The sequence below is a fragment of the Colwellia sp. BRX10-3 genome (assembly GCF_014077505.1).
In the GTDB taxonomy this organism is placed as follows: domain Bacteria; phylum Pseudomonadota; class Gammaproteobacteria; order Enterobacterales; family Alteromonadaceae; genus Cognaticolwellia.
On sequence record NZ_JACGWA010000001.1, the window covers coordinates 550,902 to 566,284 of the forward strand.

Annotated in this window: 15 protein-coding genes and 1 tRNA gene; 4 read left to right on the top strand and 12 right to left on the bottom strand. The window is 36.3% G+C overall.

The features are described 5' to 3' along the window. Positions 1-146: 146 nt before the first annotated feature. The 4 genes from H4J38_RS02370 to H4J38_RS02385 form a co-directional block, all read right to left on the bottom strand. Positions 147-377, bottom strand: a complete 231-nt coding sequence (locus tag H4J38_RS02370; RefSeq protein ID WP_182129083.1) for a glutaredoxin family protein — start codon at positions 375-377, stop codon at positions 147-149. 84 nt (positions 378-461) lie between these two features. Further along, positions 462-1,073 carry a fumarylacetoacetate hydrolase family protein gene (locus tag H4J38_RS02375; RefSeq protein WP_182129085.1) on the bottom strand — a complete coding sequence of 204 codons (612 nt, stop codon included), beginning with the start codon at positions 1,071-1,073 and terminating at the stop codon, positions 462-464. Between the two features lie 58 nt (positions 1,074-1,131). Then, positions 1,132-1,482 (bottom strand): hypothetical protein, encoded by a 351-nt coding sequence (locus H4J38_RS02380; protein WP_182129087.1) that lies wholly within the window; start codon positions 1,480-1,482, stop codon positions 1,132-1,134. Positions 1,483-1,576: 94 nt separating this feature from the next. Then, a complete protein-coding gene (locus H4J38_RS02385) occupies positions 1,577-1,882 on the bottom strand; it encodes a hypothetical protein (RefSeq protein WP_182129089.1) in 306 nt (101 codons plus the stop codon). A 358-nt stretch (positions 1,883-2,240) separates the two neighbouring features. On the opposite strand from H4J38_RS02385, the gene H4J38_RS17335 reads away from it, so the two are divergent. The 3 genes from H4J38_RS17335 (at position 2,241) to H4J38_RS02400 (ending at position 5,825) form a co-directional block, all read left to right on the top strand. After that, positions 2,241-3,749 carry a HAMP domain-containing sensor histidine kinase gene (locus H4J38_RS17335; protein ID WP_182129091.1) on the top strand — a complete coding sequence of 503 codons (1,509 nt, stop codon included), beginning with the start codon at positions 2,241-2,243 and terminating at the stop codon, positions 3,747-3,749. After that, a complete protein-coding gene (locus H4J38_RS02395) occupies positions 3,749-4,342 on the top strand; it encodes a hypothetical protein (RefSeq protein WP_182129093.1) in 594 nt (197 codons plus the stop codon). Before H4J38_RS17335 ends, H4J38_RS02395 begins: the two co-directional genes overlap by 1 nt. A 109-nt stretch (positions 4,343-4,451) precedes the next feature. Next, complete coding sequence (locus H4J38_RS02400) at positions 4,452-5,825, top strand: sigma 54-interacting transcriptional regulator (protein WP_182129095.1); 1,374 nt, start codon at positions 4,452-4,454, stop codon at positions 5,823-5,825. A 142-nt stretch (positions 5,826-5,967) separates the two neighbouring features. Here H4J38_RS02400 and H4J38_RS02405 read toward each other — a convergent pair whose 3' ends face one another. The 6 genes from H4J38_RS02405 to H4J38_RS02430 form a co-directional block, all read right to left on the bottom strand. Beyond that, on the bottom strand, positions 5,968-6,441 hold the full coding sequence (locus tag H4J38_RS02405; protein WP_182129097.1) for an FKBP-type peptidyl-prolyl cis-trans isomerase: 474 nt from the start codon (positions 6,439-6,441) through the stop codon (positions 5,968-5,970). A gap of 115 nt (positions 6,442-6,556) precedes the next feature. Then, a complete protein-coding gene (locus tag H4J38_RS02410) occupies positions 6,557-7,267 on the bottom strand; it encodes a pseudouridine synthase (protein WP_182129099.1) in 711 nt (236 codons plus the stop codon). Between the two features lie 28 nt (positions 7,268-7,295). After that, entirely contained in the window at positions 7,296-8,189 is an 894-nt protein-coding gene (locus H4J38_RS02415; RefSeq protein WP_182129101.1) for a mechanosensitive ion channel family protein, read from the bottom strand. 347 nt (positions 8,190-8,536) lie between these two features. Then, on the bottom strand, positions 8,537-9,892 hold the full coding sequence (locus tag H4J38_RS02420; protein WP_182129103.1) for a DUF1501 domain-containing protein: 1,356 nt from the start codon (positions 9,890-9,892) through the stop codon (positions 8,537-8,539). A 14-nt stretch (positions 9,893-9,906) separates the two neighbouring features. Then, positions 9,907-11,577, bottom strand: a complete 1,671-nt coding sequence (locus tag H4J38_RS02425; RefSeq protein WP_182129105.1) for a DUF1800 family protein — start codon at positions 11,575-11,577, stop codon at positions 9,907-9,909. 540 nt (positions 11,578-12,117) lie between these two features. Further along, entirely contained in the window at positions 12,118-13,092 is a 975-nt protein-coding gene (locus H4J38_RS02430; RefSeq protein ID WP_182129107.1) for a DUF4382 domain-containing protein, read from the bottom strand. Between the two features lie 518 nt (positions 13,093-13,610). Between H4J38_RS02430 and H4J38_RS02435 the strand changes: the two genes are divergently transcribed. After that, positions 13,611-14,390, top strand: a complete 780-nt coding sequence (locus H4J38_RS02435) for an ABC transporter substrate-binding protein (protein WP_182129109.1) — start codon at positions 13,611-13,613, stop codon at positions 14,388-14,390. 299 nt (positions 14,391-14,689) lie between these two features. Here the strand turns inward: H4J38_RS02435 and H4J38_RS02440 are convergent, their stop codons facing one another. Together H4J38_RS02440 and H4J38_RS02445 are read right to left on the bottom strand one after the other, a co-directional pair. Then, positions 14,690-14,968: a peptidylprolyl isomerase gene (locus H4J38_RS02440; protein WP_182129111.1), complete on the bottom strand. Its 279-nt coding sequence runs from the start codon at positions 14,966-14,968 to the stop codon at positions 14,690-14,692. 126 nt (positions 14,969-15,094) lie between these two features. Continuing rightward, positions 15,095-15,179 (bottom strand) — tRNA-Leu (locus H4J38_RS02445). Positions 15,180-15,383 lie beyond the last annotated feature (204 nt).

Genomic DNA, 15,383 nt, shown 5'->3' on the forward strand with positions numbered 1-15,383 from the left:
AGCAGATGAACGACCAATAATCATACAGTACAGTTTAGATACAAATAGCGATTGTCATAAATTACTCAACCAGTTTATTTCTATCGCTATGCAAATTCAATAATTCAAGCACTAGGCTTAATTGCATTAGTATAAATATATTGGAATTAGTCAGCTTGATAAAGTTGATTAAAGCTTTTAATGTTGAAACCTTTAAGTACTTGATCGCCTATTTTCAATACCGGAACGCCTCGTAAGTTCAATTTAGAAAACTCTTTCTGCCCTGCTGGCGTCTTTACATTGCATGTACGAAAAGGAATGTTTTTATCTTCGAGGTAACGTTTAGCCGTTTGGCAATGTGGACAATTGCTCATGGTATAGAGAATGATACGTTTCATAAGGGGAAGTTTAAGGGATTGATTTGGTCTAATTATCGCATAGTTTGACAAAAATTATGTGAGATTTTATCTGCGAGCTACCTACTAAACAGCTTGCCACTCTTTTGTTACTAACACAGTGTTTCGAGCCAGTACTCGCCCTTCAAAAACATCACCGGCTACAATTTCACCAACACCGGCAGGCGTACCTGTCATGACAATATCGCCATCTTCTAAAACTAGAAAGGATTGAATTTCATCTAATATTGCTTGCGGTGAATGTAGCATCATAGCTATCGAACCCGCTTGTCGGCATTCGCCATTAATAATAAGTTCTAACGCCAGATGTTCATCGATTGTATCTATGGTAACAAAGTCGCTAAAAAGTGCCGAGCTGGTAAAAGCTTTAGCACGTTCCCAAGGCAGGCCTTTGGCCTTTAGCTGAGACTGTAATACTCTTTTGGTTAAATCTAAACCTATAGCAACCGCACAAAACTTACCTTGTTGATACAAAAAGCAAAGTTCTGCTTCATAATGTAAGGTTTCTTGATGATAAGACTCTAGCTTTTCGCCAATGGCAGCATTAGATTTAATAAATAACACCATATTATCAGGAACTTCATTCCCGAGTTCGCTGATATGTGCGGCATAATTTCGGCCGACACAAATAATTTTAGATGGTGTAATGTAACCATTATCAACTTTAACTGAATTCATTTGACAGCCCTTTCAAATAAGTTAAAGCACCATTCTAAAGCTTAATATGATCTATTTACTATACTTTAACTAACTTTAACTCAGGTTTAATACTATGCAATGGCGGTACTTTAACAATATCCGACACTCTTTGCTTTTGCTTAAAACGGTCAAAATTAACGGTATCTAGCCCTAATTGCTGACTCATTTTCACGAAGGTTTGGTAATCTTCACGTGTAAAATCATCATCTTCCCTAGTAAGTAAACCATCAATGTACGCACTGTTACCATTTAAGGCAAAGTTAGCTACGGCAGAATAGGGTTTACCAAAATCATCAACGCGTATTGCGCGTACTGATTTTACTTCAAAAATCCATTTATCAATTTGAACATAACGGGACAAAGTATCTGAGGAAGACTGATCATTCATTTTGGGGGCCTTAAATTCAGTAAAAATATCGACTGCTTGGTTGGGAATAACGTCAACAGTCTAAAAAACGAGCTATTAGCTCATAAATAAACAACTATAGCAAAGATTTTTTGATATAGACTAAGTATTGATTAAATTCTTTTTCATTAATTTCTTTATCGCCATTAACATCAAGCTGGTCGAATACTTTTGTTAATTTAACGTTTTCAGCTAATTCTTTTGCGCTTAAGGTGTTACTTTTATCGGCATCATAATCTGTGACTAACTGAGAAAAAGATGATGTTGGCTCAGCAACTTTAGGTAGTGCTTTGGTAACATCATTGTGAGCAAAAACAAAGTTTGATACAAGAGAAGCTACAACAACAGTAATAGACAATTTTTTTAAACTAAGATTATTCATATCTGAATCCTTCTAATTGATTAATAAGCACATCAAACGAATATGCCAACCATGGCTAGTGCCACATACAACGAACACCTTGCACATCTCATGCCAAAACATAAGTCACTGATTTTTATAAATTTAAATTAAAAGCTCTGCAACATATGTCACCAATTAGCAACAACTAATCTGTTCAATAATTTACAAATAGCTATGAACGCAAGTGCATGCAAAATAAACCCAACCAAATCAATAGCTTGAGTTAAATGATTGGTTCTGTTTAAGCTGTCTCCATTTTGAGACACTATTGTTTTATTAGCGTTTTTAGCTAACACTACAAGGGTATTTATTAAGAAATAAGGCCATAGCACGCATTGTGAGTAATTCAACTACACTAGGAAGTAGAGCGCATAACAGAAGCTTATCGATAAAAGGCTTATCAATAAAATCATTAACCTTATTGGGCTTTGGTTTAGTTGCTTTGCCACTGGTCATTGCTTTAATTTTTGGTGCATCACAAGTCAATACGCTTGCTAACAAAAGTGCCAGTGCAATTACGGGTATTACTAAAGTATTGGATCAGCAGCAATTACTTAAAAGCAGTCAAATTAAAATGGAGCGCAGTGCTGCGCAATACTTAGTACTACGTGATCCTGTTTTGGCAACAAGTTATATTGAACAAAGTAGGCAAATATTGAACTTAGCTCAACGATTGATTGCTACTAGCGAGGATTCAAAATTACAGCAATTGGTCACTCAATACGCACAAACTGTTACGGCGCTTATTGAAATCACCATGCCAGAAGCTGAAAAAAAATCAGCAACTGATAGCACAATAATCAAACCGATACAGATTAAGTTTACTGCCCTTAATGCCATATATGAGCTCATTACTCAGCGTAGTAATGAGCTTCATACCTCGCATATCACAAGTATTAAACAAGCAGCGCAAGCCGTTCGTGATATTATGATCCAGAGTTTAGTGATTATTCCTATCAGCATTCTTATTGCTGGTCTATTCATTTTCTTAATAACAAGTCCGTTAAAAGTACTCACAAAAAATATTTTTAGATTACAACAAGGGCACTTTGATCATGAAATTAAAGTAGCAGGTTCACCAGAAATTCAAGAAATAGCACAAGCGTTGGAAAGCATGCGTACGCGTTTACAAGCATTAGAGTTACAAAAGTCGAGCTTTATTCGCCATATATCACATGAATTAAAAACGCCGCTAGCGGCGATTAGAGAAGGTACTGAACTGCTCTATGATAATAGTGTGGGTGAGCTAAATGCCGAGCAACAGGAAATTTCTCACATTATTAAAGACAGCGTTTTCCGTTTACAAAAACATATTGAAGACTTACTCGACTTTAATATTGTACTCGACTCAACAAGTTTACAAGATTCAGAGCCGATGCAGGTTAATGACGTAATATATCAAGTAATAGCAGACCGAAAATTAGATGTTAAACGTAAAAAGCTTAATTTTAATCATGATTTAAACGATATTTCTCTATTAAGTAACCGTAAACAGGTGGCTGTTATTATCGATAATATATTGTCCAACGCGATAAAGTACTCACCCGATGAAGGCATCATAGATATTTCATCAACGCTAGTAGATGAACATCTCAATCTCATTATTAGCGATCAAGGCATAGGAATTGCTCAAGCAAATCAGAGCAAAATATTCGATGCATTTTATCAAGGCCCACCACCTGAACACAGTTTAATCAAAGGCAGTGGCTTAGGTTTGACCATAGTAAAAGAACTATTATTGCGCCTCAATGGCGATATTGAAATTTTGAATAAGCAAAGCGACCAACAGGGAACTAGCATAAAAATCACTTTACCTCGTGCTTTTCGCCAAGAGGAACAGGTTTAATGGCTAATTTACAGCAACTTAAAACTACAATACTAGTATTGAGCATAACGCTACTACTGTTATCAGGATGCCAGCTGACTAAAAAATATGATAACAGCAGCACAAGCTATGGTGAGTATTACCTAACGTTGCAACAACTTAGCCAGCAGCAACTTGCAGAAGAGATTACTAAGCAGCAAAAAAACGTTGAAAGTCAGGAGAGAAAAATCATCCAAGTTGACTTTGACGCGCAAATTAAGCTGCTACTCCTTTATAGTCTTCCCAAGTCACCTATTTACAATAGCTTCAACGCTAAATCTTTGTTAAATAAACTAAATAGTGAAGAAGACAATTCCGCATTCGCTAATATCGAGCCAAGTGAACAGGCTTTTTTCTCTTTATTAAACGATCAATTAAATCAACTTTTATTGATGAGAAATCGTTTACTTGCGCAACAGCAAAAACAATTACAAGAACAGCAACAGCGGGCAATCAAGCAGAAGAAAAGTACAATACAACAGCAACAACATTTAATTGAACAAGTGAGATTATTAGAACAAACCATTAAACAACTAAAAAATATTGAACAAGCTATTGATAATAGAGATCAGTAATCAAGTAATGAAAAGCGTTTTTGTATTTAAGCAAACTAGCGTTCAAGATCAACTTAAGCCATATTTTTAACAATATATTTTAGCTATAAATAAGTATCGAGAAATACTCATGACCAATCTTAATCAAGCTGCCGTTGCAACGGACAGTAAAATTCTTATCGTCGATGACGACCCTAGCTTATTACGATTACTCGGTATTCGTTTATCTGCAGCAGGCTATCAAATTGAGTCTGCAAAAAATGCCAAAATTGCTTTAGGCCGACTAGAGAGCTTTCATCCACAATTGGTGATCAGCGACCTAAAAATGGAAGGCATGGATGGCATGGCGCTATTTGAGCAAATTAGAGCTAAGCACCCCCATATTCCTGTAATCATTATGACCGCTCATGGCACTATACCTGACGCTATTAACGCCACTAAACAAGGCGTTTTTAGTTTTCTAACCAAACCTTTTGAAAGTAAAGAGTTACTAGAAATTGTACAACAGGCTATTCGGTTACAACCAGCTGAACTAAACCATAGTCAGGCTGATAATCAATGGCGTGACAAAATTATTAGCCGAAGCACCATTATGGAATCGCTTTTACAACAAAGTAAACAAGTGGCAAAAAGCGACTTCAGTTTACTTATTCATAGCCAAAGTGGCACGGGTAAAGAACTCTTGGCAAAAGCTATTCATTTAGCGAGTCCGAGGCATCAACAAAAATTTATTGCCATTAACTGCGCCGCTATTCCTGAACAATTGCTAGAGTCTGAATTATTTGGCCACAATAAAGGCGCATTTACGGGTGCTGAAAAAAATCATATCGGCTTATTTCAAGCAACCGATGGCGGTACACTATTTCTAGATGAAATTGGTGATATGCCCATAAGTTTTCAGGTAAAACTTTTACGAGCATTGCAAGAGCGAGAAGTACGCCCGGTAGGCAGCACACAATCGATTAAAGTTGATGTTAGAATTATTTCAGCGACGCATAAAAATTTACAGCAAGCCATTATTGATAAAACATTTCGAGAAGATCTGTATTACCGACTCAATGTTGTTGAGCTTGAATTACCCCCTTTATCTGAACGCAGAGAAGATATTCCATTACTTGCTCAACACTTTTTAAGTAAATCAACAGACCAATCCCACATCAATATTTCCGGTTTTTCGCAAGAAGCAATGGAGATTTTGATCAGTGCTGATTGGCCAGGAAATATTAGGCAATTGCAAAATGTTGTTGAGCAAGCTGTCGCTTTATCTACAGAGCCTTTAATAGGTGAAATGTTGATAAAAAATGCCCTACGCGATAAGACCACTATTTTGCCGTCATTTGTGCAAGCCAGAGATAAGTTTGAACGCGACTACCTCGCCAAATTATTAAAAATAACTGCAGGAAATGTTTCACAAGCGGCAAAAATAGCGCAAAGAAATCGTACCGAATTTTATAAGCTACTCAATCGCCACCACCTTTCAGCGGAGGCATTCAGAGAAGAGTAGAATATAAAAAACCACTTCAAGATACCGTATTCAGCACTTGAAGTGGTTAAAAGATATAGAATTTAATAACAGAGAGCCTTTTTTAAAAACTGTATTAAAAACTCTTTAACTTCAATTTCTACAATTAATTAATCTGTTTTTATTAATTAATCGCAAGTAATTCAACATCGAATATCAACAATGAGCCACCAGGAATTTTACCTGTTGCACTATTTCCATAAGCGAGTGCTGCGGGTATAAATAAACGGGTTTTCTCACCTACCACCATGAGTTGTAAACCTTCGGTCCAGCCTTTAATTACCTGATTTAAACCAAAGCTTATCGGTTCGTTTCTCTCAACAGAACTGTCGAAGACCGTGCCATTAAGTAAAGTGCCATGATAATGCACTTTAACTTTTGTACTGGCTTTTGGATGAACGTCACCCTGCCCTTCTTTTAATACCTGATACTGCAAGCCAGAAGCTGTTTCAATCACACCATCGACTTTTTTATTATTCTGCAAAAATTCAGCAGATTCCAATAAATTAACTTTCGCTGCTTCACGGTTAGCATTATTGCGTACGAAGAAGCTAACGATTAAGCCCAGCACAATAATCAGCATAATATACTTGATCATCTTTATTCCTTATTGTTGTTTTTATTAACGTGTTAATACTCATGTTTTTCAGTAATATTTTCTCATCTGTGCTTTTAATTAATAACTAAGATATTTTTAATTAAGCATACAGTAGCTATTTATCAATATTATTAACCTCTAACGGCGTTAGCGTTCTACTTAGCCCTGAAGGCAATTGACTATCAAGTTGTAAATTCCCAATAGAAAATCGATGCAAAGCCATAACAGGGTTGCGAAATCGACCAAACATGCGTTTAATTTGGTGATAACGTCCTTCAACAAGCTCAACTTGGGCCTGATAATCAGAAAGAATAATTAATGTTGCAGGTTTTGTCGTAATATTTTCAAACGCGAAATACATACCCTCGGCAAAAGCTGTGACATATTCTTCGCTTAGTTTATTTTGCAAAGTCACTATGTATCGTTTGGTTACTTTTTTCATAGGTAAAGTTAAACGCTCCGACCAACGACTATCATTGGTCATTAGCACCAAACCTGAAGTATTAAGATCAAGTCTCCCCACAATATGTAGCTCATTTTTAAACGGGTATTCAAGTAAATCAAGCACCGTTTTATGCTTTGTATCTCGGGTGGCACTGACCACGCCAATAGGCTTATTCAACATAATATAATAGGCTGAATTTTCTTGAATCACCTTACCATCTAATGTTACATGGCTAAAAGTATCAATAATTACATCAATATCATGAGCGATAACACCATTGAGCAACACCCTATTTTGCGCCAACATCAGTCGCACATTTTTGCGACTGACCTGACAATATTGTGCCAAAAACCGATCCAGTCTTGCCTTATTTAACGCCATAATTAACAAACATTACATTGCATAGAAACTAAGCTATATCTTTAATAAGATGAATATCGCGTTGTGGGAATGGAATTTTAATATTGGCTTTATCTAACGCGAGATAAATCTCTTTATAAGCTTTGTATTTAGCGCTATATAAGCCTTCAGTTGGGGTCCATAAACGCACCGCAATATTAATAGCACTATCAGCAAAGGCATCGATGCCAATCAAGGGTTTACGGGCTTTACTGACAATATCTAACTTGCCAATAACATCTTCGAGCATGGCCACCACTTCTAATGGGTTTTCGCTATAATCAATGCCGACACTTAACTCTAATAATGAGTCATGTTTTGAGTTGTGTAACACTTCACCAACTATATGTTTATTAGGAATAGTAATTTCAACATTATCTTCATCAGTTAAAATTGTGTATGCCAATAATACTTCTTTAACTAGGCCAGTAACACCTTGCACGGTAATAGTATCACCGACAACAAAAGGTCGAATAATAATAATATTAAAGCCGGCAGCATAATTAGACAGCAACCCTTGTAATGCTAAACCCGCACCTAATGAAATAGCACCTATTGCAGCAATAAATGGCGTAACACTAATGCCTAATTTACCTAAAGCGATTATCGCGATCATTACCACTATCAACATTTTACTGGCATTAGCTAAAAAACGACTTAAAGTAACATCAAGCTTATGTCGCTCACATAATCGAAGGACTACGTTAGCTATTTTACCCGCAAAAATGAAACCAATAATCAAAATGATTAACGCACCAATTAATTGAAAACTATAATTGGTAAAAAACTCTACAATAATATTATATATACGGCCGACTTGGTCAATTTCATTTTTCAGTAAGCTTGCAGGATCTAAGGTTTTGATCACCTGATCAGTTGTACTTTCGGTGCTAGATTCAGCCATAAATTAATTCCATATAGTGTTCAGTTTTCAGTGGGTCTATATTACGACAATTTACCGTCAAATTTACAATATAATTAGGAATTACTTATGTTTTTCAATACAAGTTGCTAGATTTAGTTCGCATTTATCCTGCTAACTAACATCAGAATCAGTATTTTTTTTAGTTTTTTGAAGTAAAGGTTTTAAAATTAGCGTTAATTTTCTGGACTCAAATCATCGACGACTTCCCCCAAGCTTTAAGCATTCAACATATAAAGAGAAGGGTTTATTATTGCCGCTAGTTATTGTAGTTAGCTTTGCTATTACATAACAGCAATCCTGTGAACACTATGTATTGATAGACAACACTAAATCATTAAATTGATTTTACTTAAATCGAAAGCTGCATGATTAGGTAATACAGTTTGAATTTGCGATGGGGTAAGGCCATACCAACTCAACATGCTTTGCACATATTGTTCAACAGAACTTGTTGGAATAATTCGGCCTCGGCTTTTGTAATCATCGACACCACCAATAGCTAAACTTGGCATAGCACCATAAATATCGCCACCGCGAACTGCATCACCTATCACTAATTGATGATTGCCCCACGCGTGATCAGTGCCATCACCATTGCTACTTAACGTTCGGCCAAATTCCGAAGCAGTAAATGTAGTAACCTCTGAGCTAGCACCTACTTCAACTAAGGCATCGTAAAAGGCTTTCAAAGACTGAGATAACGTACTAAAAAGCAGGGGTTGATCTCTATTTTGGTCGTCATGCGTATCGAAGCCTCCCATTTCCACAAAAAATATTTGGCGAGACATGCCCAAAGCATCTCGGGCGGCAATCATATTGGCAACCGTTTTTAACTGTGATGCTAAACCATAGCCATTATCTTCGGGGAATACTGTGGTAAGTTGAGGAGTGGCTTTTAAAATCCCGCCAACCGACTCAACAAGTTCTAAAGTACGTTTTTGCGTGTCAGCAATTTGTTTTCTAAAGGCGTTATTGTAGTTTTTATAAATTGTTTCAAGATAAGCTGTTCGGCGTTTATTTTCATACCCAACGCCTTTACTAACATACCAATATTCATCAAAACCATCGGCTGATATTGCAAGGTCAAGATTCTCTGGGTGACGCAACCACGGGCTACGACTATTCATCGAAATGCCGGTTAACAATGGCTCGGCTTGCTTATCTGCATATGTATTAGCAATTCTGCCTCCCCAACCAGACAATAAATTATTATCTAAATTAACTGTTTTCCATTGATCTTGCTGGTTATTATGTGAAAATAATTCGGTGGGTAATGTTGCGGTTTTGTTTAAAATCATGTCACGAGTAGTGGGTTGTTTCAGATGCCCTACATTACCCATAATCGCCATATTTCCATCTGCAAACAAACTTTGCAATGGAGCTGCACTAGGATGTAAACCAAATGCTCTGCCATCAGTGGTTAATGGGTTAATGGGTAGCAGAGAATTTTGTGCAACCGCTAAATTTTGTCGTGATTGCGCATACTCTGCATATGAATCGTTATCTGTGGGCACGATTAAATTAAATCCATCGTTTCCACCATGCATGAACACACAAACTAAGGCTTTATAATCACCTAATGCTTCTTGTGCGTATGTCATTCGTGGGAAGTTCAATAAACCAGAGCCAACAATTGAAGCTGTACCTAATTTTAGAAAGTCTCTGCGATTAAAATTTTTCATAATGGTCTCTCACTTCAATCTTGAACCAAAAATTCAGGTGCCGCTACCAGAATACCCAAAGCTTCATAAGCTCTGCCCGGCTCTTTGTCGTTTATTAACGTACTTATATAATTTTGAGTTATGGTGCGTAATTCATTACTCATTTCACCGGCAAACAACAATAAGTTATAGTGATCAAGTAATGCATCAACATTTGAAACCAAGGTAGCTTCATAGGTTAAGTTAAGTAAAATTTCATCGGTGTCTGGGTTAGTTTTATAAATATTGTTTTGGCTAAATGTCATACGTTGATAAAAATTAATCATCTTTGTCATATTTGCTTCAGTATGAATTTCAAACTCTGGTGCTACCCAACCATTTTCTTGAAAACTGCCTTGTGGCGTAAATGACGGGCTAAAAAAATTAAATACATGGTGAGCGCCTAATGGTGATTGCCCCATAAATTCTGTAAACCAGGTTAAAGAATATCTACCGCTCAAGGCCGACGCGTTAAACGTACGCCAAATGCCAACCATGCGTACAATAGGTTCTTTGAGTTTTCCAAATACTTTGTCACTACTGGTCGTTCTTGTTAGTGCTTCATCGTCAAGTAAAATAGCCGCAACCACACTTTGCATATCGCCACGTACCCCAGCACCGTTGTTTGCGAATACATTGGCAACTCTTTCAATATAGGCTGATGACGGGTTACTTGTCACTAGCTTCTGAATTAATTGTTTTGACACAAAAGGAGCTACGTTAGGATGATTAAATACAATATCTAATATTGTTTGCATATCTTCTTCAGCACTTTGTTGCGCCGGAATTATTACCCCGCCCAATACCGTTTTTTCACCGCGATCGTGAAAATCTTCAATGACGGCCATACGCGTTATAAAGTCGGGCACATCGTTTGTTCCATTTGCTAAACTGAGCGCGTTAGCAAAATGCCACCCTGTAAAGACACGAGCCATTTCTTCAATGGTGTCTTGAGTGTATGTTGGAATGGGTAAGTCCTGTGTATCCAGTTTTTGAGAGCCGTCCATATTGAGTTCATGCAAGCCTATGGTAAAAAGCTGCATCATTTCACGGGCGTAGTTTTCATCGGGAAGAATGTTTTTAGCAAGATCAGCTTTTTGATTACCTTTCATACTGAGGTATTCACCCATTACAGGATTCAACGTAAGTTCTTCCATTAAATTACGATAATTGCCAAATGCGTTATGCAAAAGCAAATCGTAATAACTTGTCAGTGCGCCTGCGGCAACTTCCTTAGATGGAAAATCAACGCCATGATGGGAAACAACCCATATTTCACTAAGCGCAAAAGCAATACGTTGCCGTAATTGGTCCTCTGAGGTAACTGACATTGCTAACCATGTTTTTACATGTTCGGCCCACGTAATTTCTGGTAAACCTTGTAAGTAATCATAATGCGAAGAAACTGGCAGCGTGAATTGTTCATTAAGCCAAACTTCATAGCCAAGTTCGCTTAGCTTATTAATATCAGTTAACGTTGGACCATAACTAGTTTGGGTTAAAAATTTTGATGCCGCATTAGCGCTGATTGAAACGTCGGGAGGCGGGATTACAGTAATTGGCAAAGGTTCACTAGATGCAGGGTCACTGCCACCGCCACAAGCGACTAACAGAGATGCTAAAACACAAACAAAGACAAGTCTAAACACTGAGCTAAGCGCTATCATCTAGGATTTCCTATTTTCGTGAACTATAGACACTATAACTATAATACTTAGGAAAGATAATACATATAGCTAATCTGTTCAATAATTAGCAAGCTTGAGGGGGTATAACTAAGAACTGCTTTAGCAATGGCACTAGCTTTTTCACCGTTAATCCAAATGACACATGAACTGCTAGTTACTAGTTTTAAGCGCTGCCCCAAGATTTACAATTAACTATCGATGTCCTAGTTAATCCCTTTGTTTATTACGCCATGATGTCAAAAGTATTTAAAATAGAAATAACACAAGGTTAATTTATTTGTGATGTGTTCAACCTTGTCATTGATCACTTTTGCCACACTGCAAACATTAGGCATTAACATTGAAATAAGGTTTCGGATTATTTTTCTTATCCCTAACGTTCAAATTGAGGATTATTTTTTGTGCTAGGGAGGATAGTTAGCTGGTTGTCTATGGTTTAATCGGTATTTAATTATTTTCATAAAGTGCAATTAAAATCAGAGATGCCCTTATATTATTATAAGAGCATCTCAATCGAATTTATTGAGCTTCAAAGCTAACTTGTGCGGCAGTGTTACCTGCAACGACATTCACATTTTGAGCGCTAATGAAAGTTACCTCATCATCAACTTCAGGAGAGTCTTCAGTATCACAGCTAAAGGCAATGGTATAGTCACCCGCGTTCACGAAACCAATTTCGAAATTATACGCGGTTTGTTCACTATCAAAGGTAACAGAAGTACTTGCAAGTGGTTGGTTGGTTTCAACACCATCAACATCAGCTAATGTATCCATTGCTAAATCTGGACCTTCATATAAATAAATACTAGCAATACTTAAAGACGGATCTGAAAGTGGAGTACATTGGTTATTAATCAATAGCGTTTCTGAAACACTACCTTCTATATGTCCTGCTTCGTTATTATTAACTAATCTGACACCGCGTGGTTTAAGGAAGTAGCCCGCTTGTCCTACAGGATTAGTCATGGCTTTGTTTAAATCAAATTCTAACGTGAAATCAACCGTACCACCTAAAGTTGCCGTAAAACCATCGAGTTTAAGTTCGTTTGAGGGCACACTGACACTGATTTTTTCGCCTGATAGCGCATCTATACCATAAGAGCCGTCACTCATGATTAAACGCATTTGAGTGTAATCACCTGCTGCTATAGATATTCCATCAACTAAAGTAATCGAATCACTTCCTGTATAAGCAAGTAAATCAATGCCTACAGTATCAGGGATTATTTCATTATTATTATTTAAACATGAATCATTCGATGCAATCATGCCGCTTTCATTGCCCACGGTAAAGGTAATATCTGTGTCACCTTTAAGTTCTATTTGGTTGAAACAAACAACAACTTCAGAAAGATCATCAACAGGGGCATCACTAACTGCAAGAGAAAAACTAGGTAATGGCGTTTCATCATTTGAACTACTGTCACTACCACCACAAGCTGTAAGTAATAGTAAGGGAATAGATAGTGCGAGAATGTGTTTTTTGTTTAACATAATTTATCCTAAATAAGATTACAGCGACCAATAATTAAGTCTTTATTTTAGTAAAATCAGGCAAAGCAGGCCAGTTTAAGGCATTGCGATTGATAGACTTTTTCTAAGAAAAAATGATTTAGTATCATTACTAAATCACGATTGCCGTTAGGCAATTTATCAAATGAGCTATATAAAACTCGCCTATATAATAACATAAATGAAAATCGAATGATTTTTTAAAGTGTTATTTGGTTATTCTCATTAGGTGTAATAGCCAATACATTAGGTATTGTATTGTAAGGCTTAGCAATAATAATGTCAGCAATGCGCACAAAGTGAACTTAATTGGTTAAGGCACCCCTCTAGCTCGCTTTTTACTGATGCTTGGTTTTTGATTAAAGTAACCTATAGTTTTACTCACTCCATATAGATAAGTTTTGATACTTTGTTAAAATATGCTTTATCTGTTCATAACATTATTTTCGCTGCTGTTATAGTGCTGTGCTGAATCATCTTATAAAGGGAGTAGTCAATAAATGTTAACGAAAAAAATTTACAACTTACTATTTTTATTATTAATTTCAAATTCCAATATTCGAGCTGAGACGTTACATATAGCTTCTGACATTTGGTGCCCCTATATCTGTGATAATAAGGAAGCTCCAGGGATTTTAGTTGAGGTTTTAAATGAAATAGCCAAAGCAAAAGAAATGACTGTTAATATTGAAATCATTTCTCTATCACGCTCTCTTATAATGGCTAGTAGATCTGAAATAGATATTGTATTAGCTGTAACAGAGTCTCACATTACAGATCACAAATTACAAAGGAGTAACCAATATTTCGGTGGTTGGCAAAATGACTTTTACATCAATAAAAAGGTTGATTGGTCGCCTAATCAACTTAATGATTTAGACGCTTTTTTAAATTCAGGTAAAACTTTAGGGATAATTAAAGGCTATGACTATGGTCCATACATTAACAGTCTAAAGTTAAAGTATTCTGATAATATTTTTCAAGCTACTGGTGATTCTCCTTTAACGAAAAATATTGAGATGTTACAAAAAGGACGTATATCGGCTCTTCTTGATTCTAGATATAATATTCAATATGAAGTGAATAAAAATAATATTGTTGATCTAATATATGTTCGTAGTGAAGGTGGTTTTGTACCTTTATTTTTAGGTTACTCTCCAACAGTTCTTCCTGAAGTAATTAATAGTATTGATGATGGACTTACCTTAATTCGCCATAAGGGGATTTTGAATACTATTTTAGAAAAATACGGTGTATCTGATTGGCAAAACAAAATTTAAATTACTATAAATATCCGTTGCCCGTTTATATTGAACGATTAAAAAATCGAATATGAACGACAGTAATGAGCTTACAGGGGTCATAAACTCTAAAATCGATTATAAATCAACTCGATTGGCTCCTGAGTCTGAACAGCAGACGTTAGAATAAGAACAGCAGACGTTAGAGTAAGAACAGCAGACGTTAGAGTAAGAACAGGGCTTCTAATAAAGGCACTGAAAGACTGACTCGAACCGACACACCTCTCGACATATAACTTTTGAAAAAAAATGGTGTTCAAATAAACACTAGTTGTAAATTAAGTCCGATAAAGTACTTTAATGACATGCCAACCAAATTTAGTTTTAACTAAGTGGGGCTCCAATATTGCACCGTTAAATGCTACTTTATCAAACTGAGGAACCATTTGACCGCGTTTAAACTCGCCTAAATCACCGCCCTTTTTACCCGACGGACATGACGAATATTTTTTAGCTAAGGTTTGAAACTTCGCTCCTTTACCTAACTGCTTAATAATATCTTCTGCAATTTCTTTGTGCTTAACCAATATGTGAAGTGCGTGCGCTGTAGCTGCCATGTAAAAGCCTTTTTAATACCATTTGATAAACACGCATATTATAGCGGTTTATGAATCAACTATTTTAATATAATCTTTCGGACATAAAAAAGCCCCGACTCTTTCGAATCAGGGCTTTATAAATGATGGTACCAGCGGTCGGACTCGAACCGACACGTCTTTCGACAGGGGATTTTGAATCCCCCATGTATACCAATTTCATCACGCTGGCAAAGGCTTTACGCCCATTTTGCAATTTGCAAAGAAGTCATTTTTCAACTTTAAAACCTGATTTCTTTGTAAACTATTTTTATCTTATTAACTTACTTAATAATGACTAATTGCTGTCAGTATTTTTAGTAAATCTTTGCAAGGAACAATAAGTAGTATTTCTATTCTATAACGTCATAATTATTATATCTTCAAAGAATGTAAA

What these genes read in the sequence shown, in the direction of transcription:
- H4J38_RS02370 (WP_182129083.1), bottom strand. Translation starts at nt 377, where the DNA reads ATGAAACGTATCATTCTCTATACCATGAGCAATTGTCCACATTGCCAA.
- H4J38_RS02375 (WP_182129085.1), bottom strand. Translation starts at nt 1,073, where the DNA reads ATGAATTCAGTTAAAGTTGATAATGGTTACATTACACCATCTAAAATT.
- H4J38_RS02380 (WP_182129087.1), bottom strand. Translation starts at nt 1,482, where the DNA reads ATGAATGATCAGTCTTCCTCAGATACTTTGTCCCGTTATGTTCAAATT.
- H4J38_RS02385 (WP_182129089.1), bottom strand. Translation starts at nt 1,882, where the DNA reads ATGAATAATCTTAGTTTAAAAAAATTGTCTATTACTGTTGTTGTAGCT.
- H4J38_RS02395 (WP_182129093.1), top strand. Translation starts at nt 3,749, where the DNA reads ATGGCTAATTTACAGCAACTTAAAACTACAATACTAGTATTGAGCATA.
- H4J38_RS02400 (WP_182129095.1), top strand. Translation starts at nt 4,452, where the DNA reads ATGACCAATCTTAATCAAGCTGCCGTTGCAACGGACAGTAAAATTCTT.
- H4J38_RS02405 (WP_182129097.1), bottom strand. Translation starts at nt 6,441, where the DNA reads ATGATCAAGTATATTATGCTGATTATTGTGCTGGGCTTAATCGTTAGC.
- H4J38_RS02410 (WP_182129099.1), bottom strand. Translation starts at nt 7,267, where the DNA reads ATGGCGTTAAATAAGGCAAGACTGGATCGGTTTTTGGCACAATATTGT.
- H4J38_RS02415 (WP_182129101.1), bottom strand. Translation starts at nt 8,189, where the DNA reads ATGGCTGAATCTAGCACCGAAAGTACAACTGATCAGGTGATCAAAACC.
- H4J38_RS02420 (WP_182129103.1), bottom strand. Translation starts at nt 9,892, where the DNA reads ATGAAAAATTTTAATCGCAGAGACTTTCTAAAATTAGGTACAGCTTCA.
- H4J38_RS02425 (WP_182129105.1), bottom strand. Translation starts at nt 11,577, where the DNA reads ATGATAGCGCTTAGCTCAGTGTTTAGACTTGTCTTTGTTTGTGTTTTA.
- H4J38_RS02430 (WP_182129107.1), bottom strand. Translation starts at nt 13,092, where the DNA reads ATGTTAAACAAAAAACACATTCTCGCACTATCTATTCCCTTACTATTA.
- H4J38_RS02435 (WP_182129109.1), top strand. Translation starts at nt 13,611, where the DNA reads ATGTTAACGAAAAAAATTTACAACTTACTATTTTTATTATTAATTTCA.
- H4J38_RS02440 (WP_182129111.1), bottom strand. Translation starts at nt 14,968, where the DNA reads ATGGCAGCTACAGCGCACGCACTTCACATATTGGTTAAGCACAAAGAA.